The sequence below is a fragment of the Blastococcus sp. TF02A-26 genome, from assembly GCF_003319125.1.
Classification (GTDB): Bacteria; Actinomycetota; Actinomycetes; order Mycobacteriales; family Geodermatophilaceae; genus Trujillonella.
This window is the reverse complement of the sequence record NZ_QOHG01000007.1, coordinates 83,972-103,305: the sequence shown is the minus strand read 5'-3', so window position 1 is coordinate 103,305 and position 19,334 is coordinate 83,972. Positions and strand designations below refer to the sequence as shown.

The window sequence follows — 19,334 nt, the reverse complement described above, 5'->3', positions numbered from 1 at the left end:
GGCGACCGACATGGCAGGTCCCTCGGACCGGCGCGGTCCCCGGCGGGGGCCGCGCCGGGCGGGCACCGGCCGGCCGCTGGCGCATGCGGCGTCCCGGCCGCTGCCCACGGGCCGGGTCACCGGCGCCGGCAGCCGCCCCGAGGCGCGCCGTCCCGGCCGCCGGACCCGGCCGGCGTCGACGCCGGCCCGTCCGCGCAACCAGCTCTTCACCGGTCGCGGCGTCCTGCTCGTCGGGCTGGTGCTGCTCCTGGCGCTGACCCTGGCCGGACCGGTGCAGCAGTACCTGGCCGGCCGGGCCGAGATCGCCCGGCTGGCGGCCGAGGGCGCCGAGCTCGACGCGCGGATCGCCGAGCAGGAGGCCCGCCTCGCCGAGCTGCGCGACCCGGCGGTGCTGGCCCGCGAGGCCCGCGAGCGGTTCTTCTACGTGGCCGAGGGCGACCGGCTGGTGCGGGTGGTCGACGAGGCCGAGGCCGAGGGGGACGCCGGAACGGTCCCGGAGGCGGCCGACCCCGGCCCGCAGACCTGGTACGACGCGCTGATGGACTCGGTCGCGACGGCCGACGACCTGGGGGACGAGTGACGATCCCCGCCGGAGGGCCGGTGCGGGAACCGGTCACCGAGGAGGACCGGGACGTCGTCGCCCGCCAGCTCGGCCGGCCACCGCGGGCGCTCGCGGCGGTGGCGCACCGGTGCCCGTGCGGCCAACCCGACGTCGTCGAGACCTCGCCCAGGCTCGAGGACGGCACGCCGTTCCCGACGCTGTACTACCTGACCTGCCCGCGGGCCAACGCCGCCGCCAGCCGGCTGGAGTCGGCCGGCCGGATGCGCGAGTGGCAGGACGAGCTGGGCACCGATCCGGAGCTCGCCGCGGCCTACCTGGCCGCGCACGAGGCCTATTTGGCGACCCGCGACGCCGCCGCCCGCCCCGGCGAGGCGGTGCTCGAGACGCGCAGCACCGCGGGCGGCATGCCGGACCGGGTCAAGTGCCTGCACGCGCTGGCCGGGCACGCCCTGGCAGCGGGGCCCGGCGTCAACCCGATCGGCGACCGCGCGGTCGCCGAGATGGGGGAGTGGTGGGCGAAGGGGCCCTGCGCGCTCCCCGACCAGCAGGAGGACGCATGAGCCGGGTGGCGGCCATCGACTGCGGCACCAACTCCATCCGGCTGCTCGTCGCCGACGTGCCGGATCAGGGCGCGCACACCGACCTGCTGCGGCGGATGGAGGTCGTCCGCCTCGGGGAGGGCGTCGACGCCACCGGCCGGCTGTCCGACGCGGCGATCGAGCGCACCCGCCGCGTGCTGGCCGAGTACGCCGCGCAGGCCCGCGAGCTGGGCGCGACGGCGGTGCGGATGGTCGCCACCAGCGCCAGTCGCGACGCGGCCAACCGGGCCGACTTCGAGCAGATGGTGCTGACCACCCTCGGCCGGCTGCCCGACGTCGTCCCCGGGGCGGAGGAGGCGGAGCTGTCCTTCCTCGGGGCCACGGCCTCGCTCGACGCCGCGGTGACCGCGCACGGCGGGACCCCGCCGGCCGCCCCCTACCTGGTCGTCGACATCGGCGGCGGGTCCACCGAGTTCGTGCTCGGCGACGCCACCGGCGTGCGGGCGGCCCGCTCGGTGGACATCGGGTGCGTCCGGCTCACCGAGCGGCACCTGCACTCGGACCCGCCGGACTCCGAGGAGATCCAGCGGACCGAGGCCGACGTCCGGGCCGCGCTCGCCGACGTCCTCGCCGTCGTCCCGGTGGGGGAGGCCGCCACGCTCGTCGGGCTGGCCGGGTCGGTCACCACGGTGGCCGCGCTGGCCCTGGGGCTGCCGGAGTACGACGACACCGCCATCCACGGCTCGCGGATCCCGGTCGGCGCCGTCCGGTCGGTGACCGCCGGACTGCTCACCGCCACCCGGGCGCGACGGGCGGCGATGCCGGTCATGCACCCCGGCCGGGTCGAGGTCATCGGCGCCGGCGCCCTCATCCTGCGCGTGATCATGGACGCGCTGGCGCTGGACTCGGTGGTCGTCAGCGAGCACGACATCCTCGACGGCATCGCGATCCGGCTCGCCCGGGGATGAAGGCGCTCGACGACGGGGGCTTCCCGGTCACCCGCACGGCGGCGGGGGTCGCGCGGTCGGCGAGGGCGGCGGGTGACCTGGCCGTCCTCGACGCGCGCATCTCCGGCTGCCGGGCCTGCCCGCGGCTGGTCGCCTGGCGGGAGGAGGTCGCGCAGGTCAAGCGCGCGTCCTTCCGCGACGAGGACTACTGGGGCCGCCCGGTGCCCGGCCTCGGCCCGGCGGACGCGCGGATCGCGGTCGTCGGCCTGGCCCCGGCGGCGCACGGCGGGAACCGCACCGGCCGGGTGTTCACCGGCGACCGCAGCGGGGACTGGATCTTCGCCGCGCTCTGGCGGGCGGGACTGGCGAACCAGCCGACCTCCACCCACGTCGGGGACGGCCTGGAGCTCACCGACGTCCGGGTCGCCGCCGCCGTCCGCTGCGCGCCGCCGGCCAACGCCCCCACCCCGGAGGAGCGCGACACCTGCTCGCCCTGGCTGGCGCGCGAACTGGCGCTGCTGCCCCGGCTGCGGGTCGTCGTGGTGCTCGGCGGCTTCGGGTGGACGGCGCTGTGGCCGGTGCTCGCGGGCGCTGGGTACGCGCTGCCCCGCCCGCGACCGGCCTTCGGGCACGGCGTGGAAGTGACCCTCGAGGGGCCGCGCGGACCGCTGACCCTGCTGGGCAGCTACCACGTCAGCCAGCAGAACACGTTCACCGGCAAGCTGACCGAACCGATGCTCGACGCGGTGCTGAGCCGGGCCACGGAGCTCGCCGGCGGTTAGCCTCGGCTCCCGCGCCCCCGTAGCCCAACCGGCAGAGGCAGGCCCCTTAAAAGGGTCCGAGTGTGGGTTCGAACCCCACCGGGGGCACCCGCGCGAGGGACCTCCGCCGACTCAGGAACGCGGCGGGCACCTGCGGCGTTGTAGAAACCGAGTGGGGTGCAGGACCGTCGGCCCCACGACCGCCAGTCACCTCGAGGAGATGACGATGCCCAGCTCCAACCCGGCCTTCGGTCGGGGCTTCGCGAACGCCACCAACGGCGCCGCGGGCCAGCAGTACGCCAACTGGGGTGCCCCCCAGCCGTACGGCGCCCCGACCCAGGACCCGTACTCCGCGCCGGCTCCGTACGCGCGCACCACCACCCGCTACATGACGATGGACGACGTCGTCCAGAAGACGGGCCTGTCGTTCCTCGTCACCGTCGTCTCCGCCGCCGTCACCTGGGCGTTCCTGCCGCAGGACACCGCCCTCGGGCTGGCCCTGCCGGCGGTGCTGATCGCGTTCGTGCTGGGCCTGGTGATCGCGTTCAAGCAGATCGCCAACCCGGCTGCCACCCTGGCCTACGGCGCCCTGTACGGCGTCGCGCTGGGTGCGATCAGCGAGGCCTTCAACGACCTGTACCCCGGCATCGTGATGCAGGCGGTGGTCGGCACCTTCGGTGTCTTCGCCGGCATGCTCGTCGTCTACAAGACCGGCGCCATCCGGGTCACCCCGAAGCTGACCCGCTGGATCGTCGGCGCGATGTTCGGTGTCCTGGCGCTGATCCTGGTCAACTTCGTCGTCAGCATCTTCGCCGGCGGCGACGCGCTCGGCCTGCGTGACGGCGGCCCGGTCGCCATCCTGTTCAGCCTCGTCGTCATCGGTGTCGCGGCGTTCTCGCTGCTGCTCGACTTCGACATGGCCGACGAGGCGATCCGGCGCGGCGCCCCGGCGAAGTTCGCCTGGTACATCGCCTTCGGCCTCCTGGTCACGGTCGTCTGGCTGTACCTGGAGATCCTGCGCCTGCTGTCCTACCTGCAGAGCGACTGAGTCCAGCAGCTCTCCCCGGTGGCCCGGTCCCCTCGTGGGGCCGGGCCACCGGCATGTCCGGGGTCTGCGCCTCCGCGTGCGACGAACTCGTGGCCATGCCCCGCTCATCGCCCCGTGTTCGTCGCACTCGGCGCGCGCCGCACCCCGGACGCACGACGGCCCGGCTCCCGCGAGGGGAGCCGGGCCGTCGTCGTCAGGCGGGGGAGAGCGTCAGGAGAGGCGCTCCAGCACCATCGCCATGCCCATGCCGCCACCGACGCACATGGTCTCCAGCCCGAAGGTCTTGTCCTTGGTCTGCAGGCCGTTGATCAGCGTGCCGGTGATGCGGGCGCCGGTCATGCCGAACGGGTGGCCGACGGCGATCGCGCCGCCGTGCACGTTCAACCGGTCGATGTCGATGCCCAGGTCGCGGTAGCTCGGGATGACCTGCGCGGCGAACGCCTCGTTGATCTCGACGAGGTCGATGTCGCCGATGCTCATCCCGGCCCGCTGCAGGGCCAGCTCCGAGGCCGCCACCGGGCCGTAGCCCATGATCTCCGGCGACAGGCCGGTGACCGCGGTGGAGACGACCCGGGCCAGCGGCGTCAGGCCCAGCTCGCGGGCCTTCGTGTCGCTCATGACCACGACGGCGGCGGCGCCGTCGTTGAGCGGGCAGGAGTTGCCGGCGGTGGCCCGGCCGTCGGGGCGGAACACCGGCTTGAGGCTCTGCAGCCCCTCCAGCGTCGTGCCGGCGCGCGGGCTGTCGTCGGTGCTGACGACCGTGCCGTCCGGCGTGGTGACCGGGGTGATCTCCCGCTCCCAGAAGCCCTCGGCGGCGGCCTGCGCGTAGAGGGTCTGGCTGCGCAGGGCGAACTCGTCCATGTCCGCGCGCGAGACGTCCTTGTACAGGGCCAGGTTCTCGGCGGTCTGCCCCATGGCGATGTAGACCTCGGGGACGTCGCCGTTGTCCCGCGGGTCGGTCCAGGAGTCGGCGCCGCTCTCGGCCACCTTGGCCACGCGCGCCTTGGCGGCGTCGAACACCGGGTTCTCGGTGTCGGGCAGCGAGTCGCTGTTGCCCTTGACGAACCGCGACACGGTCTCCACACCGGCGGAGATGAAGACGTCGCCCTCGCCGGCCTTGATCGCGTGCATGGCCATGCGGGTGGTCTGCAGCGACGAGGAGCAGTAGCGGGTGATCGTCGTCCCCGGCAGGTGGTCCATGCCGAGCAGGACGCTGACGACGCGGCCCATGTTGTGGCCCTGCTCGCCGCCGGGCAGGCCGCAGCCGAGGATCAGGTCGTCGATGTCGGTGGGGTCGAGCGCCGGGACCTTGTCCAGCGCGGCGCGCACGATCGTCGCGGCGAGGTCGTCGGGCCGCAGGTCCTTGAGCGAGCCCTTGAACGCCCGTCCGATGGGCGAGCGCGCGGTGGCGACGATGACGGCTTCGGGCATGGGTCCTCCACGGCGAGGGGATGGTGCGGTCCTCGCGAAACTACCCCTGGGTACGCCGCCCGGCTGACGCGCACCCTCCGCGGCCTGGTGCCGTGGCCGGACGGGTCACCCCAAGGGATGGCACCCCCTCCGCGGACGGGCCGCATGCGGAGGATCCGCCTCTAGCCTTCCGGCATGCGCGCACCCATCCGAGGCATCCGTGGTCGCTGGCCGGCATGGCTGGAGCAGCGGCAGCCCCGGCTCTTCCGCGTCGATCCGCGCGTCCTGCTGGACGAGGCCCCCTCCGCCGAGGCGTTCCGCGACGTCATGTCGTCGATCCACGTCGGCGCCACGATCAAGATCACCGGCATCGACCGGCACGGTCCCGCCGACGACCTCCTGCTGCAGCACGTCGACCTCGACGGCGCGCGGATCGTCGACATCGGTGCGTCGGACGGGTCGACGTCCGTCGACCTGGTGCGCCGCCTCCCGGGCTTCTCCTCGTACGTGATGGCCGACCTCTACCTCCGGCTCGACGCCGTGTCCGTCGGCCGTCGCGTCGTCTTCACCGACCCCGACGGCCAGTGCGTCCTCGTGGCCGGCCCCCGGGTCGTCGCCTGGCCGTCGCTGTCACGGACCGTCCGGTTCGCGTACGCGGGCGTGATCGCCCGTGCGCGCCGGGGGGTCCCCCGCGAGGTCCTCCTGCTGGGGCCCGACGCGCGTGAGCTGATGCGCACGGACGACAGGGTCAGCGCCCGCGTCCACGACGTCTTCCAGCCGTGGTCGGGCGAGACCCCGGACGTCATCAAGGTGGCCAACGTGCTGCGCCGGCTGTACTTCAGCGACGCGGAGATCAGTCGCGCCCTCCGCGCGCTGCTGGCGAGCCTGGCGGACGGCGGTCACCTGCTGGTCCTCGACAACCCCCGGATCCCCGGGGTGGCGATCCGGGCGGGGCTGTACCGGCGGACGGGTGACCGGTTCTCGCTGGTGGCCCGGACCGAGGACGCGCCGGAGATCGCCGACCTGATCGAGACGTCGGAGCTCGTTCCCAGCTGAGCGCCGCGGGCGTCAGCGCGCGGGCACCTGCTCCGCCTGCTCGGCCTCGTCCGAGGTCGGCAGTTCCGGGGGCCGCCGCAGCCGCAGCCGCGCCCAGGGCCCGCGCGGCCCGGTCCCCGAGCCGCGGACCTCCGTCGGCTGCACCTCCGTGCCGGGGCGGTCGGCGGCGCGCGCGGCGGCCCGCTCGACCGGGCGCACCGTGTCGCGGCGCAGCTTCCGCAGCCCGCGGTCGGCGGCGGCCGGCCAGACGCCCAGCGCATCGGCCAGCGAGGGCAGGATGACCGCCGCCGCCGCGGCGTAGCCGTGCGCGCTCGGGTGGAACTCGTCGTCGCCGAACATCGCGTGGTCGCGGGCGAACGTGGGCCCGAGGATCGAGCCGAGGGAGACGGTCCGCCCGCCGGCCTCGACCACCGCGACCGTCTGCGCCGCAGCCATCTGCCGGCTCCAGTGCCGGGCGAACTGCCGCAGCGGCTGGGCGATCGGACGGATCGTGCCCAGGTCGGGGCAGGTCGCGACGACGACCTCGGCGCCGATCTCCCGGAACCGCCGGACTGCGTCGGCCTGGTAGGCCACCGACACCGCCGGCGCGGTGCGGGTCGTGACGTCGTTCGCGCCGATCATGATCAGGACGGCGTCGGGCTTCTCCACCAGCGCCTTCTCGACCTGCTCCGGCAGCTCGCGGGACTCCGCGCCGGAGACGGCGACGTTGACCAGCCGCACCGGCCGCTCGGCCAGTTCGGCCAGCGCCGCGGCCAGCAGCACCCCGGGGGTCTCGGCGGCGCGGTGCACGCCCAGGCCGACGCCGGTCGAGTCCCCGAGCACCGCGAGCACGAGCGGCTTGCCACGGCCCCGCCCGTAGACGCCGTTGCCCGACGGCGGCAGCTCCTTGGTGGTGCGGGCGGCGATGGCCCGGCGGGCCATCTTGGCCTCGCCGCGCAGGAGGAGGACGAGCCCACCGAGCGTGGCCCCGAGCCCGCCGCCCAGACCGGCGGCCGCGGTCAGCCGACGTGTCGTGCCCGCTCCGCTCACCGCCGCCCCCGATCGCTGTCCCCGTGCCACGACTGTCCCGCAGGTTAGCCGCCGCCTACGGTTCCCCCGTGCCAGATTCCCCCTTCGGGGTCACCGCCAGCGGAACCGCGGGTGAACGCTCGCAGCTCATCGTCGACACCCTCGTGGAGGCGTTCTCCGACCTCATGCGGGCCGACGCCGACGCCTTCCGGACGAAGTTCCGCAAGATGGCCGCCGACCCGTTCGCGTTCTACCGCGGCAGTGCCTGCCTCTTCTACGCCGACATGGCGCGGTTCGACGACCGCTGGAGCGACGAGCGCACCAGCCGCGTCTGGATCCAGGGCGACCTGCACGCGGAGAACTTCGGTACCTACATGGACGCCCAGGGCCGGATCGTGTTCGACGTCAACGACTTCGACGAGGCCTACCTCGGCCACGTGAGCTGGGACCTGCGCCGGTTCGCGGCCAGCTTCGCCCTGATCGCGTGGAGCAAGGCGCTCGGCGACGAGGTGATCGGCGAGCTGCTGCGCACCTACCTGACCGCCTACCTCGACCAGGTCGAGGCGTTCACCCGCTCCGACGACGACCGGTCGTTCGCGCTGACCCGCGACAACACCGAGGGCGCCGTCCGCGACACGATCCTCGCGACCACCGCGCGCAGCCGGCTCGGCCTGCTGGACCGCATGACCGTCGTCGAGGGCTTCGAGCGGCGGTTCGCCGACACCGGCCGCAACCGCCGGCTCGACGACGACGAGCGGGGCCGGGTCATGGCGGCCCTGGAGCGGTACCGGACGACGCTCGTGCCGCCGCGGCGCCGGCGCGACGTCACCTTCGACGTGAAGGACGTCGTCGGCACCGGCGGGTTCGGCATCGGCAGCGCCGGGCTGCCCGCCTACAACGTGCTGCTGGAGGGCTACGACCAGGCGCTGGAGAACGACGTCGTCCTGTCGCTGAAGCAGGGCAACGTCGCCGCGCCCAGCCGGATCGTCCGCGACCCCGAGGTGCGCGACGCCTTCGAGCACGAGGGCCACCGCACCGCGGTGAGCCGCCGCGCCCTCCAGGCCAACGCCTCGCAGTTCCTCGGCTGGACCGAGGTCGACGGCGTCGGCTTCGTCGTCGCCGAGCTCTCGCCCTACGAGGTCGACCTGGAGTGGGACGACCTGACCGAGCCCGAGGAGATGGCGCCGGTGCTGACCCAGCTGGGTCGGGCGACGGCGAAGATGCGCTGCGTCGGGGACGCCGACAGCGACCACACCCTGGTGCCCTTCCAGACGGAGGAGGCGATCACCGCCCTCGTGGGGGACCGGCGGGAGGAGTTCCTCGCCGACCTGGTCGAGTTCGCGCACGGCTACGCGCGGCGGGCGCAGGAGGACCACCGGCTGTTCGTCGACGCCTTCCGCGCGGGCGCCATCCCGGGCATCAGCTCCAGCGGCGCGCACCCGCTGCGCTGAGCCCCGCCGCGGCCGCCGTTCACCCGGCCAGGTGACGGCTCCGGGTGGCCTCCCGGCTCCGCCAGCCGACGTCCTGGCCACGGGATAGCGTGGGCGCGACCAGGGGCTCGAGCCAGCGACCAGGAGGACGGCACCGGTGTCGGACGACCAGGACCACCAGCGCCCCGACGGCCAGGAGCGCGCGGGTGCGCCGGTGCCGCCGGCGGAGCCGACGCGGGAGGTCAGCCTCCGCCCGGGTCCGGCTCCCGGTCGCCCCGCGGAACCGCAGGCCGGCGAGCCCGCCTGGCAGCAGCCCGGGTGGTCGGCGCCGAACGGGTCCGGCGAGCCGCCGGCAGCCGGCGAGCAGCCCGCGTGGCAGACCGGTCCGGCCGGTCCCGCGCCGTGGGAGCAGTCCGCACCCGGCGCGCCGGCGTGGGAGGGCCCCGCCTGGACCGGCCCGGCGGCCGCGCCGCAGCAGGTGGCGCCTCCGGCTCCCCAGCAGGCTCCTCAGCAGCAGTTCGTCCCGCCGGTGCCGCCGCAGCACGCACCGCCGCACCTCCAGCAGGTCCCCGTGCAGCAGCCGCCGTTCCCCGGCCCCGGGGTGCCCGCCGGTCCGCCGCCGGAGCTGACGAGCGCGACGCTGCTGCGTCCGGCGCCCGAGGCGCCGCAGCGCGGCTGGCGGCGGTTCGTGCACCGGATGACCGGCGGCAGCGTCAACCCGGGGCTGTCCCCGGCGGAGATCGCGCACCGCGAGCTGCTGGCCCGGGTCCGGACGCCGGTCCGGGGCAGCAACCGCATCGCCGTCGTCTCCCTCAAGGGCGGCATCGGCAAGACGACGACGACCTGCTGCCTCGGCCTCACCCTCGCCACCCACCGCGGCGACCGCGTCGTGGCGGTCGACGCCAACCCCGACGCCGGCACGCTGGCCGAGCGGCTCACCAACGTCACCGACGTGACGGTGCGCGACCTGCTCGCCAACCTCGACCGGATCAGCTCGTTCACCGACGTGTCGGCGTACACCTCGCTCGCCGGGCGGCTGCAGGTCCTGGCCAGCGACCAGGACCCCGCGGCGTCGGAGGCGTTCAGCGAGGACGAGTACCGCCGCGTCGCCGAGGTCCTCGCCCGCTACTTCAACATCATCCTGACCGACTCCGGCACCGGCCTGCTGCACTCGGCGATGTCGGGCACCCTCGCGCTCGCCGACTCGCTGGTGGTCGTCGGGGCGCCGTCGGTCGACGGCGCCAGCCGGGCCAGCAAGACGCTGGACTGGCTGGTGGCGCACGGGCACGAGGAGCTGGTGGCCCGCTCGGTCGCGGTCATCTCCAGCGTGCGGCCGCGTACCGGGGACGTCGACGTCGACCTGCTGCGCCGGCACTTCGCCGCCCGGTGCCGGGCGGTCGTGGAGATCCCCTACGACGAGCACCTGGTCAGCGGCGGACTGGTCGACCTGGAGCGGGTCGGGGCACCGGCGCGGCAGGCGTACCTGGAGCTGGCGGCCGCGGTCGCCGACGGGTTCGCGCTGCCGCCGCTGACCCGCGCGGCCGCGGCCGGCTGAGGCGCGTCCACCCGACAGGGGGACGCGTCGGCCGCCCGCCGGGGGGAGGGCGCCCGCGGGCCGTATCTTCGGAGCCGTGACGCAGCCGCCCGCCCCCGGCCGGCCGCCGCACCCCACGCCGGCGGAGCCGACTCGGCCGGTCGTGCTCCCCAGCCCCACGGCGCCGGCCGCGCCTCCCGCTCCTCCGCAGGCGCCACCGCAGGGCCCGCCGCCGCAGGGCCCCCCCATGGCACCGGTGCCGCCGCAGGGACCGCCGATTGCCGGTCCGCTGCCGCCTCCCGGGGCGCCGCACCTGGACCCGGCGATCGCCGGGCTGACCGCCGTGCCCGCCCGGCGCCGCCGGCTGTTCGGCCGCGGTGTCGACGACCTGGACTCCGAGCCCTCGCCGGCCGAGCTGGAGGTCCTGCGCGCCAGCCTGGCCACGCCGGTGCCCTCCCCCCGACGGATCGGGGTGGTGGCGATGAAGGGCGGGGTCGGCAAGACGACGCTCGCGGTCCTGCTGGCCTCCACCCTCGCCCGGTCCCGGCCCGACCCGGTGCTGCTGTTCGACGCCGACACGACCTTCGGGTCGATGGCGCTGCGCACCGGCGCGCCCCAGGCCGCCGGGGTGTCCGACCTCGCCCGGGCCGGCGACCCGGGCCGCTTCGACGTCCTCGCCACGGCGCTGGGTCGCTCGCCCGACGGCGTCTTCGTGCTGCCCAGCGGCCGGGACCCGGAGCAGAGCGCGGCGCTGGACGAGCCCACCTACGTGGCCGCGATGAACGCCGTCTACCGCTGGTTCCCGGTGATGGTGACCGACTGCGGCGCCGGCGTCGCCAGCCCGCTGATGCGCCGGGTCGTGTCGGGCTGCCACACGCTGGTGCTGGCCACCTCGCCGAGCATCGACGGGCTGCTGGCCACCCACAACGTGCTGCGCTGGCTGGTCGAGCGCGGCTCGGCGGACCTGGCGCGGCGCAGCGTCGTCGCCCTGACCGACGTGCCCGCGCAGGGCGCCGTGGTCGACCTGGCCGAGGCCCGCCGCCGGTTCGCCGGCGCGGTCGGTGACGTCGTCACCGTCCCCAGCGACCGGGCGTTGACCGTCGGCGGGCCGGTGCAGCTGGACGCCCTGGCGCCGCGCACCCGCGCCGCGGCCGTCCGGCTGGCCGCGGGCGTGCTGAACGCCGCGCTGACCGCGCCCTGACGGCTCAGCCGGTGGCGGCGAGGACGTCGTCGGCGGTGAGGGCCCGCAGCTCGTCCAGCGTCGGCCGGCGACCCAGCCCGCGCAGCCGGGAGGACTGCTCCTTGCGCAGCCGCTCGAAGAGCTTCCGGGCGTCGCGGGCGTTGCCGAAGTCCGCGCCCCGCTGCATCGTCGCGAAGTGCCGGTACAGCAGCGGCTCGGCGTCGTCGTCCAGCACGTAGTCCCCGGCGGTCACCATCCGGCTGATGATCAGCACGAGCTCCTCGGGCGAGTAGTCCTCGAACTCGATCGTCTTGACGAACCGCGAGGCCAGGCCGGGGTTGGCGTCGAGGAAGTCCTGCATCTCGGCGGTGTAGCCGGCGGCGATGACCGCGAGGTCGTCGCGGCGGTCCTCCATCAGCTTGACGATGGTGTCGATCGCCTCCTGGCCGAAGTCCGCACCGCCGCCCCCCGCCTGCCGGGACAGCGTGTAGGCCTCGTCGAGGAACACCACCCCGCCCACCGCGGAGTCGAAGACGGCGGCGGTCTTCTCCGCCGTGTGGCCGATGTACTGGCCGACCAGGTCGCGGCGGGAGACCTCGCGCAGCGGCCCGCCGGGCAGCGCGCCCAGCGCCGCCAGCAGCTGGCCGTAGATGCGCCCGACGGTCGTCTTGCCCGTCCCGGGAGCGCCGGCGAAGACCAGGTGGTGGCTGCCGCCGCCGACGGCCAGCCCGGCCGCGCGGCGCCACTCGTTCACCTGGATCTCGTCGATGATCGCGCGGACCTCCGCCTTGACCCCGGCGAGGCCGACCATGGCGTCCAGCTCGGCGAGCAGCTCCGCGACCCGCTCGGGGTCCCCGCCGCTGCCCCCGGAGGCACCCACCCCCACGGCGGCGGCCGCGGGAGCGGAGACGACCTCGACCTCGGCGTCCGGGTCGACGTCGACCTCGGGGCCGCCGGTGGTCTCCACGCGGCAGGCCTCGACCCGGCCCGACGTCCCGGCGGCGAACGCGATGCCCGCCGCCCCGGTGTCGTGCACGTGGCAGCGGACCAGCTGGACGCTGCTGCCCTGGGCCACCGCGACGCCCGGGCCCGTGCTCCGCCCGATCTCGCAGGACTCCAGGGTGGGCCGGGCCGACTGGTAGGCGTACACCCCGCGGCTGCCCGCACCGGACACCACGCAGTCGCGCAGCACGGGGTCGGCGCCCAGGCGCAGCACCACCGCGTCGTCGGCGCTGTCGCTGACCGTGGTGCCGCTGATCGTGCCGCTGCAGTCCTCCAGGACCAGCCCCTGCTGGGCTCCGGTGACGGTGCAGTCCTCGACGGTCAGCCGGCAGCGGTCGGTGGCACGCAGGCCGGCGCCCCACCCCGCCTCCAGGCGGCAGCCGGCGAGGGTCAGCTCGGCCTCGGCGGCGTCGACCACGTGCGCCTCGGCGCCGGCCAGCACCAGTCCACGGAGGACGACGGTGCCGCGGCGGGCCCGCACGGTCGGCTCGTAGCCGGTGCCGGAGATCCGCACCACGGCGTCGCCGTCCAGGGCGGTGCCCTCGGCGGCGACGACGGCGACGTCCCGGCCGGTCAGGTCGAGGGTCTCGGCGTAGGAGCCCGCGTCCACCACGACGGTGTCGCCGTCGGCGGCGTCCAGCAGCGCCTCGCCGAGGGTCGGGTAGCAGCCGGGACGGGTGGCGGACACCTGCAGACGTCGACTCATCGGGCTCGCAGTCGTCGGGAGCAGCGGACCCGTCGACCCTACCGGCCCCTAGGGTGGGGCCCGATGGACGAGCACGGAGGCAGCGGGCCGGACCCGGACGCCTTCGCGCCGGCCTGGGCCGCCGCCGCGCGGGCCGGGGACGACGCCGCCCGCCTGGCGCTGCTCCGCGGGGCCGACCTCCTGCTGCCGCTGCCGCCCGGAGGGGCGCCCGCGTGGGTCACCCTGCCGGTCGCCGACCGCAGCTGGGTGCCGGCCTGGACCTCCGTCGAGGCGATGGGAGCCGCGCTCGCCGGCACCCCGGCGGCGGAGTGGACCCGGACGCCCCGGGTGGCCGGCTTCCTCGACCTGGCGGCGGGGTGGCCCGACCCGCGGTTCGGGCTGGCCGTCGACCTCGGTACCGAGCACCCGCTGTTCCTGGAGCCGGGCGCGCTGGCCCGGCTGGCCGTGCCGGACCTCGCCGACGAGCTGGCGGCCGCCCCGGGGACGGTGGCCGTCGTCCAGCAGCTCGTCCCCCTGGGCGGCATCGACCCGCTGCTGTCGGGTCGGCACACCCGCGTCTCGGGGTACGTGCAGGCGACCGTCGACGTCGCCCACATCGGCGCGCCCACCGTGCTGCTGGCCGCGCTGGGCCGGGCGGCCGAGGAGCGGGACCTGGTCACCGCCGACGGCTCGGTGCACCTGCTCCGCTGGCCGGTGCTCGGGCCCGAGCTGTACCCCGTCGCCCGTGGCGGGCTCGACGAGGAGAGCCGCGACGCGGTGGCCGGGTGGCTGGTGGAGGAGCCGCCGTTCGGCGGGCTGGGGCTGTCGCCGGGCGGGCGGGTGCCGGTGCGGGAGTACCGGGTGGACGGCGTGGCACTGCCGCACCGGACCGGGCTGTACGAGCTCGACGTGCACGGCCGCGAGACCTGCCGCGCGCGCTACGACGCGGTGCGCGGGCTGTGGCAGCTGGTCGTTCCCGCAGGGGGAGCGCCGTGACGCCCGCGGGGTACCGGGCGCGCTGGCGGGGGCTGGACCACCGCGCCGCGCCGGAGCTGCGGGAGGACGGCTGGTGGGTGGTGCTGGTCGACGAGAACCCGGCCGAGGACTTCGAGCCGCTCGGCCCCGACGGGCCGTGGGTCCGCGCGGTGCCGGTGCGCGACTGCGACGCCGTGGTGCACGTGCGTCGCGTCGGCACGTGGCGCGGGGTGCCGTGCTCGGTCCACGACGAGCGGTCCGGCGAGCTGCTGGTCCACTACGCCGGCGGCTCGGTGCCCGAGGCGCAGGCCCTCGGGTTCACCCGCCTCGCCCGCGGGGTGCACGCGCGCTGGGTGTCCCGCGACGAGGTGCGCGGTCAGCGCGAGGAGAGCGTCCCGCTGTCCTGCTGACGCGGCCCGGCGGTCAGGACGGCGCGCCGCTGGCGGCGGTCAGCCACTGCTCGACCGAGGTGACGGAGTGCCGGACCACCACGGCGCCGGCCCGGGCGGCGACCAGGAGCCGGTCGCCGGTGGGGGGCACCCGCAGTGCCGTCTCCTCCAGGTTCAGCGCCCGCGCCAGCCGTCGGACCTCGGCGCCCGACAGTGCTCGGGAGACGATGACGTCGGCGCCGGCCAGCGCCGCCTGGCTCCACTCGCTCGCGCCGTCCACGCAGGTCAGCACGGCCGACCAGCGGCCCAGACGGCGCGGCTCTCCGGCGGCCGCGGCGTCGTGGTCCAGCACCAGCAGCCGCGGCGCCTCCGGCGTCCCGGCCAGCTCGTCGGTGGGGTGTTCCCCGGGCGCCGGCGACGGCGGCGCCGACTCCCCGCCGCGCTGCTCCAGCACGGTGACCAGCCCGCTGGTCCCGGCGGCGAGCCGGGCGAAGGCCTGCCACGCGCTCGGCCGCGAGCTCTCGACCACCACGCGGGCCCGCAGCGCCAGCGCGCGCAGCACCAGCCGCTGGGCCAGCGCCAGCCCGCCCACGCACACCGCCGACGTGGGCTCGGGGCGGAACAGCACCAGCGGCACGGGGGCGCCGGCCTCGTCCGTGCCGATCAGCAGCCCGCCGCCCCCGGTCGAGGCGGTGAGCCCGGCGCCGGCCACGGCGTCGCGGTGCACGGCGGGGAGCCGGGGCGCGGGGACGGTCCCCGGCGGCGCGCCGGCGGTCACCGGAGGAACCCGCCCAGCGGCAGCGTCGCGGCCACCCCGGCGGCCTGCCGACCGTCGAGCCGGCCCAGCGGCACGCCCGCGGAGGCGAACGCCGCGGCCACGGTGGCCGGGTCGTCCCCGTCGGCCAGCGCGGTGCGGACGACGGCCTGCAGCTCCAGCGAGCTCTCGTCGGGACGGCGGGCGGCGACGGTGATGGTGGTCGCGACCCCGGCCCGCCCGGCGCCGTCCCGGGCCCGGGTCAGGACGGCGGCCGGGTCCACGTCGCCGCCGAGGTCCAGGGAAGCGGTCTGCCAGCGGCGCGGGCCGGCCTGCCAGTGCCGCCAGCCGTCGGTCACGCGGTGCGGGAGCGGCCCGGCGTCGGGACCCAGCAGCCCGAGCACACCGAGGACGGCGTCGTCGGGCCCGACCGGGACCGCGCGCAGCCCGTCCCGGCGCAGCCGCCGCAGCACCCGGCGGGTGGCGTTGACCAGGTCGGTGCGCAGCGTGTCGGGGTCGTCGTCGGCCGGGGTGCGTAGGACCTGCAGGGCGACCCAGCAGCGCCGCTGCGCCGGGACCGAGCCGCCGGTCAGCTCCTGGTAGGACAGCGACGCCGGGTCCTGCGCGGCACGCGAGGGGACCAGCGTCTGCTCGAGGACCTGCACGGTGAAGCGCGCGCCGCCCTCGTCCGCGGCGGGCAGCAGCTGGGTCAGCGCGGGCAGCTCGCGGCGCGCGGACACGAACGGCAGCGGTCCGGCGGGGGACACCTCCACCGCCACCGCCAGCCCGCCGGCCGAGGTCCACAGCGCGGCGGTCCCGCCGTCCAGCTCGACCCGGTCCAGCCAGGCTCCGTCGGCGACGGCGTCCAGCAGGGCGTCCGCGGTCGCTGCGGGGTCGCCGACGGGCAGCAGCACGCTGCGGCGCCGGCCGAACCGGTGGCGCAGCCACAGGTCGGCCCACTGCCAGGCCCACCGCCCCCGCAGCCGGACGACGGCGAGCAGCACGACGACCAGCGCGACCGCGGCCACCGGCACCAGCACCGCCGGCGGCTGCCGGTGCACCGCGAGCACCGCGGCGACGGCGCCCTGGACCGCGAGCAGCTGCCCCGTGGCCGCTCCGCCGGGCACCCGCCGGCGCACGTCCGGACGCCGCACCGGGGGCCGGGACGGCGGGGTCGGGGTGCGCGCGGCGAGCGGCGGACCGTCGGGCGGGGCGGCGGCCGCGGCCGAGACGGCGGCGGACGCGGCGCGGGGCACGGTCCAGGCGGCGGTCGAGCCCTGGCCGATGACCCCGGCCGCGGCCTGCCCGGCGGCGGTCCTCGTCGGCGCCGCCGCCGCGGTCCGCGCTGCGGTCGGCGCCGGACCCGCGGCCGCCGGGGCCCCCGGCGGAGCCGGGACGGCGGGCCGGGGCGCGGCGGTGGGCGTGCCGGCCGGGGGCGCCCAGGACGCGGGCGGCCGGGGAACGGCGTCGGGGGAGCTCACGAGCGCTCCGCGCCGAGTGCGGGGCCGGGCCGGCCGGCCGGGTCGCGCTCGGCCGGCCGGGACACCACGCCGGTGCCGGCGTCGTCGACGTCGAAGAGCTCGGCGTCGCCCACCTGCTCGGCCGGCCGTTCGGCGTCGGTGCGCGGGCGGGCGGGTCCGGAGGTGCGGGGACCGGTCGAGGGAGCGGGGCCGGCGGCCCGACCGTCCAGCCCGGGGCGCACGGCCGACTCCCCGGCGCCCCGCACGGGTGCGGCGCCGGCGCGACGGCCGGCCAGGCCGGGGGAGGTGGCGCGCTGCGCGCCCTGCGGACCGCCGGGCGGGGGACCGCCGGCGGAGGTCGTGCCCGGAGGGAGGCCACGGCTGCCCTGCAGGGGGCGGGGCACCGCGCCGCCGGGGGGCGGTGCGGCGCCGGGGCCGGCCGGGGTCCCGCCGGGGGGCCCGCCCGCGGTGCGACCGGGCAGGGCCGGCGCACCGGGCGGCGCCCCGGGCGGCCCGCCGAGGGAGCCGGGACGGGCCGGGGCCCCGCCGCCCGGGCCGGTGCGGCCGGGCAGCTGGGGTGGCGCGGCCGCGCCGGGACCGGGTGGAGGAGCGGCCGGACCGCCCCGCCCGGGCAGCTGCGGGGTACCGGCGGGTCCACCGCCGGCAGCACCCGGGAGCGGCGGGGCCGGAGGACCGGAGACGCGCCCGGACAGGCCGCGGGGCACGCCGGGGGGTGCGGCGGGTGCGCCCGGGGCGGGCGCGGGCCGGGGACCGGCGGCCGGCGCCCCGGCCGGTGCCGGCGGGGGTGCGGCGACGGGCACCCGGGCGCCGAGGGGCACGCCGACGGGGGGCGCGACCGGAGCCGGGCTCCCGGCCGGCGGGCTCGCGGGGGCAGGGGTCGCCGGCGGCGCGGTGGGGGCCTGGCCGGGGCGGGCGGCGGGAGGGACGGCCGGCGGCGGCGCCGGAGGCGCCGGAGGCGCCGGCGGCCGGACGACCGTGGCGGGCGGGGTGCCGGGGGCGGGTGCCGGCGGGGGGACGCCGGGAGCGGCGCCCGGCGGGGGAGCCGGGGCCGGTGCGGGAGCCGGCGGCGGCGCCGGAGCCGCCGCCGGCGGCGGTGCGGGGGCCGGTGCGGGCGCGGCGCCGGGCGGCGCGGGGCGCCCACCCGGCGCGCCGGGGGGTGCCGGCGGGGCGTTGCCGAAGAGCCCGGCCAGTGCCGCGTCGGAGGGGACGGCGGCGTTGGTCAGGTGCGCCGGGAAGGCCGGGCCGGCGTCCTCGAGGGACGACGCCGCGGTGCTGTAGTCGTTGAGCAGCGGCTCGACGACCTTCCGCTGCGCCTCCTCGGTGAAGGCGCGGTTGTTCTTCTCCAGCCGGTCGTCACCGATGTCGGAGAAGCTGATGCCGAGGCCCCACTCCTCGTTGTCGGTGCGCTGGATCTCCTGCGCCCGGGCGTCGAAGCGGTTCCAGATCTCCTGCATGGTGACCTGCGCGTCGCCGACCCCGTCGGCCAGCGCCCGGAGCACCGAGGCGGTGTCCCGGGCGTGCTGGGCGCGGTCCTCGAGACTGGTGACCGCCTCGGCGACGCGGAGCTGGAACAGGTCGGCGGCCTCGGACGTCCACTGCGGGTCCAGCGTGCGGGCGGCCCGGCGCAGGTCCGCGGCGTGCGCGACGAACTGGGCGTGCAGGTCGTCCCAGCCGTCGGCGGCCTGCTCGATGGAGGCGACGTCCTCCATCATGACCCGGGGGTAGAGGTCGGCGATCGTCAGGAGGCGGAGGTCGACGCCACCGCCCCCGTCGGCGGATTCGGACATGCGTCCGGTCAGGCCACCGTGCCGGCGGAGGTGCCCGAGGTGCCGTCCAGCGGGCCCGGCGCCAGGATCACCGGCTGCTCGGCGGCCGGGTCGTACTGCTCGTCGCGCACGGCGTCGCTCTCGCGCCAGTCGTCGCGGTCGTCGCCGTTGAGCTCGGCCAGGTCCTGGTAGTGGCTCTCGACCTGGCTCTGCGCCGCGGTGAAGGGGTCGACCTCGCACACCTCGGCGTCGCCGGTGCTGGGAACCGGGACGACGTCGTCGGTCCAGGAGGGCTCGCGCTGCTGCGACAGGGCGCCGGGGGGCAGACCCATCTGGCGCTCGAGCCGGGCCAGGCGCGCCGCCTCCGCGGCGGCGGCCTGCTCGGCGGCGGCCTGCTGCGAGGCGATGGTCGGCGTGCCCGGGGGCGGGGTGAACGAGCCCTGGACGCTGGCCATCTGCGCCTGCTGGCTGGTGTCGCCGGCCTCGTAGTTCGCCGCCACGGTCGCCGCGGTGTAGGAGAGGGCGAGGAGGCCGCTGCCGACGTCGGCGATGTAGGCCGCGGCGGCCTCGGCGGCCGCCGAGTGCGCGCCGGCGGCCGCGCGGGCCTCCGACGCCCCGCTGGCGCCGAGGTTGGCGCCCAGCACCGGCATCGCCGCGCCCTGGACCGCCTCGGTGAACCGGGGGCCCTGCTCCATGGCGCTGCGGCCGAAGGTCCGCACGGCCTCCGGGACGACCTCCGTACCGTCCGCCACGTCGCCTCCTCCAGCACTCGCCGCCCAGGCGCCGGGCGGCTCGGTCGGGGCCGAT

At 77.2% G+C, this 19,334-nt stretch carries 18 protein-coding genes and 1 tRNA gene; 12 read left to right on the top strand and 7 right to left on the bottom strand.

Annotated elements, in window-relative coordinates; translation table 11 throughout:
- Nucleotides 1–10 precede the first annotated feature (10 nt).
- The 6 genes from DQ240_RS09960 (at nt 11) to DQ240_RS09935 (ending at nt 3,857) form a co-directional block, all read left to right on the top strand.
- Nucleotides 11–580: a septum formation initiator family protein gene (locus DQ240_RS09960; RefSeq protein WP_113839455.1), complete on the top strand. Its 570-nt coding sequence runs from the start codon at nt 11–13 to the stop codon at nt 578–580.
- 20 nt (nt 581–600) lie between these two features.
- Nucleotides 601–1,122 carry a DUF501 domain-containing protein gene (locus DQ240_RS09955; RefSeq protein WP_113839548.1) on the top strand — a complete coding sequence of 174 codons (522 nt, stop codon included), beginning with the start codon at nt 601–603 and terminating at the stop codon, nt 1,120–1,122.
- Nucleotides 1,119–2,069, top strand: a complete 951-nt coding sequence (locus DQ240_RS09950) for a Ppx/GppA phosphatase family protein (RefSeq protein ID WP_113839454.1) — start codon at nt 1,119–1,121, stop codon at nt 2,067–2,069. Before DQ240_RS09955 ends, DQ240_RS09950 begins: the two co-directional genes overlap by 4 nt.
- Entirely contained in the window at nt 2,066–2,830 is a 765-nt protein-coding gene (locus DQ240_RS09945; protein WP_113839453.1) for a uracil-DNA glycosylase, read from the top strand. The genes DQ240_RS09950 and DQ240_RS09945 overlap by 4 nt, the downstream gene beginning before the upstream one ends.
- Before the next feature lie 13 nt (nt 2,831–2,843).
- Nucleotides 2,844–2,917, top strand: a tRNA-Leu gene (locus DQ240_RS09940).
- 118 nt (nt 2,918–3,035) lie between these two features.
- Complete coding sequence (locus DQ240_RS09935) at nt 3,036–3,857, top strand: Bax inhibitor-1/YccA family protein (protein ID WP_113839452.1); 822 nt, start codon at nt 3,036–3,038, stop codon at nt 3,855–3,857.
- A 210-nt stretch (nt 3,858–4,067) separates the two neighbouring features.
- Here DQ240_RS09935 and DQ240_RS09930 read toward each other — a convergent pair whose 3' ends face one another.
- Entirely contained in the window at nt 4,068–5,288 is a 1,221-nt protein-coding gene (locus DQ240_RS09930) for an acetyl-CoA C-acetyltransferase (protein ID WP_113839451.1), read from the bottom strand.
- Between the two features lie 174 nt (nt 5,289–5,462).
- On the opposite strand from DQ240_RS09930, the gene DQ240_RS09925 reads away from it, so the two are divergent.
- A complete protein-coding gene (locus DQ240_RS09925) occupies nt 5,463–6,323 on the top strand; it encodes a hypothetical protein (RefSeq protein ID WP_113839450.1) in 861 nt (286 codons plus the stop codon).
- Nucleotides 6,324–6,335: 12 nt separating this feature from the next.
- Here the strand turns inward: DQ240_RS09925 and DQ240_RS09920 are convergent, their stop codons facing one another.
- On the bottom strand, nt 6,336–7,352 hold the full coding sequence (locus tag DQ240_RS09920) for an SGNH/GDSL hydrolase family protein (RefSeq protein ID WP_113839449.1): 1,017 nt from the start codon (nt 7,350–7,352) through the stop codon (nt 6,336–6,338).
- A 68-nt stretch (nt 7,353–7,420) separates the two neighbouring features.
- Between DQ240_RS09920 and DQ240_RS09915 the strand changes: the two genes are divergently transcribed.
- From DQ240_RS09915 to DQ240_RS09905, 3 genes are all read left to right on the top strand, one after another.
- Nucleotides 7,421–8,782: a DUF2252 domain-containing protein gene (locus tag DQ240_RS09915; protein ID WP_199589222.1), complete on the top strand. Its 1,362-nt coding sequence runs from the start codon at nt 7,421–7,423 to the stop codon at nt 8,780–8,782.
- A gap of 136 nt (nt 8,783–8,918) precedes the next feature.
- The gene (locus DQ240_RS24405; protein ID WP_113839448.1) at nt 8,919–10,316 is read left to right on the top strand and encodes an AAA family ATPase; all 1,398 of its coding nucleotides are present in this window, start codon (nt 8,919–8,921) and stop codon (nt 10,314–10,316) included.
- A gap of 76 nt (nt 10,317–10,392) precedes the next feature.
- The gene (locus tag DQ240_RS09905; RefSeq protein WP_147261971.1) at nt 10,393–11,496 is read left to right on the top strand and encodes a MinD/ParA family protein; all 1,104 of its coding nucleotides are present in this window, start codon (nt 10,393–10,395) and stop codon (nt 11,494–11,496) included.
- 4 nt (nt 11,497–11,500) lie between these two features.
- Here the strand turns inward: DQ240_RS09905 and DQ240_RS09900 are convergent, their stop codons facing one another.
- Nucleotides 11,501–13,183 (bottom strand): right-handed parallel beta-helix repeat-containing protein, encoded by a 1,683-nt coding sequence (locus tag DQ240_RS09900; protein WP_113839446.1) that lies wholly within the window; start codon nt 13,181–13,183, stop codon nt 11,501–11,503.
- Nucleotides 13,184–13,246: 63 nt separating this feature from the next.
- Here DQ240_RS09900 and DQ240_RS09895 point away from each other — a divergent pair, with 63 nt between their 5' ends.
- Both DQ240_RS09895 and DQ240_RS09890 read left to right on the top strand, forming a co-directional pair.
- Nucleotides 13,247–14,158 (top strand): SseB family protein, encoded by a 912-nt coding sequence (locus DQ240_RS09895; RefSeq protein ID WP_113839445.1) that lies wholly within the window; start codon nt 13,247–13,249, stop codon nt 14,156–14,158.
- Entirely contained in the window at nt 14,155–14,547 is a 393-nt protein-coding gene (locus tag DQ240_RS09890; protein ID WP_113839444.1) for a hypothetical protein, read from the top strand. Before DQ240_RS09895 ends, DQ240_RS09890 begins: the two co-directional genes overlap by 4 nt.
- Before the next feature lie 13 nt (nt 14,548–14,560).
- Here the strand turns inward: DQ240_RS09890 and DQ240_RS09885 are convergent, their stop codons facing one another.
- The 4 genes from DQ240_RS09885 to DQ240_RS09870 are packed head-to-tail and all read right to left on the bottom strand — an operon-like array spanning nt 14,561 to nt 19,279.
- Nucleotides 14,561–15,304 carry a hypothetical protein gene (locus tag DQ240_RS09885; RefSeq protein ID WP_113839443.1) on the bottom strand — a complete coding sequence of 248 codons (744 nt, stop codon included), beginning with the start codon at nt 15,302–15,304 and terminating at the stop codon, nt 14,561–14,563.
- Nucleotides 15,301–16,761, bottom strand: coding sequence for a hypothetical protein (locus DQ240_RS09880; RefSeq protein ID WP_113839442.1), 1,461 nt, complete (start codon nt 16,759–16,761; stop codon nt 15,301–15,303). Before DQ240_RS09880 ends, DQ240_RS09885 begins: the two co-directional genes overlap by 4 nt.
- Complete coding sequence (locus DQ240_RS09875) at nt 16,758–18,548, bottom strand: WXG100 family type VII secretion target (RefSeq protein ID WP_113839441.1); 1,791 nt, start codon at nt 18,546–18,548, stop codon at nt 16,758–16,760. Before DQ240_RS09875 ends, DQ240_RS09880 begins: the two co-directional genes overlap by 4 nt.
- A gap of 8 nt (nt 18,549–18,556) precedes the next feature.
- Nucleotides 18,557–19,279 carry a hypothetical protein gene (locus tag DQ240_RS09870; protein ID WP_113839440.1) on the bottom strand — a complete coding sequence of 241 codons (723 nt, stop codon included), beginning with the start codon at nt 19,277–19,279 and terminating at the stop codon, nt 18,557–18,559.
- Between the last annotated feature and the right edge of the window lie 55 nt (nt 19,280–19,334).

Excerpts from the sequence above, each read along its gene's own strand:
- DQ240_RS09925 (WP_113839450.1), top strand. The coding sequence starts at position 5,463 with ATGCGCGCACCCATCCGAGGCATCCGTGGTCGCTGGCCGGCATGGCTG.
- DQ240_RS09895 (WP_113839445.1), top strand. The coding sequence starts at position 13,247 with ATGGACGAGCACGGAGGCAGCGGGCCGGACCCGGACGCCTTCGCGCCG.
- DQ240_RS09900 (WP_113839446.1), bottom strand. The coding sequence starts at position 13,183 with ATGAGTCGACGTCTGCAGGTGTCCGCCACCCGTCCCGGCTGCTACCCG.
- DQ240_RS09950 (WP_113839454.1), top strand. The coding sequence starts at position 1,119 with ATGAGCCGGGTGGCGGCCATCGACTGCGGCACCAACTCCATCCGGCTG.
- DQ240_RS09935 (WP_113839452.1), top strand. The coding sequence starts at position 3,036 with ATGCCCAGCTCCAACCCGGCCTTCGGTCGGGGCTTCGCGAACGCCACC.
- DQ240_RS09960 (WP_113839455.1), top strand. The coding sequence starts at position 11 with ATGGCAGGTCCCTCGGACCGGCGCGGTCCCCGGCGGGGGCCGCGCCGG.
- DQ240_RS09930 (WP_113839451.1), bottom strand. The coding sequence starts at position 5,288 with ATGCCCGAAGCCGTCATCGTCGCCACCGCGCGCTCGCCCATCGGACGG.
- DQ240_RS09875 (WP_113839441.1), bottom strand. The coding sequence starts at position 18,548 with ATGTCCGAATCCGCCGACGGGGGCGGTGGCGTCGACCTCCGCCTCCTG.
- DQ240_RS09945 (WP_113839453.1), top strand. The coding sequence starts at position 2,066 with ATGAAGGCGCTCGACGACGGGGGCTTCCCGGTCACCCGCACGGCGGCG.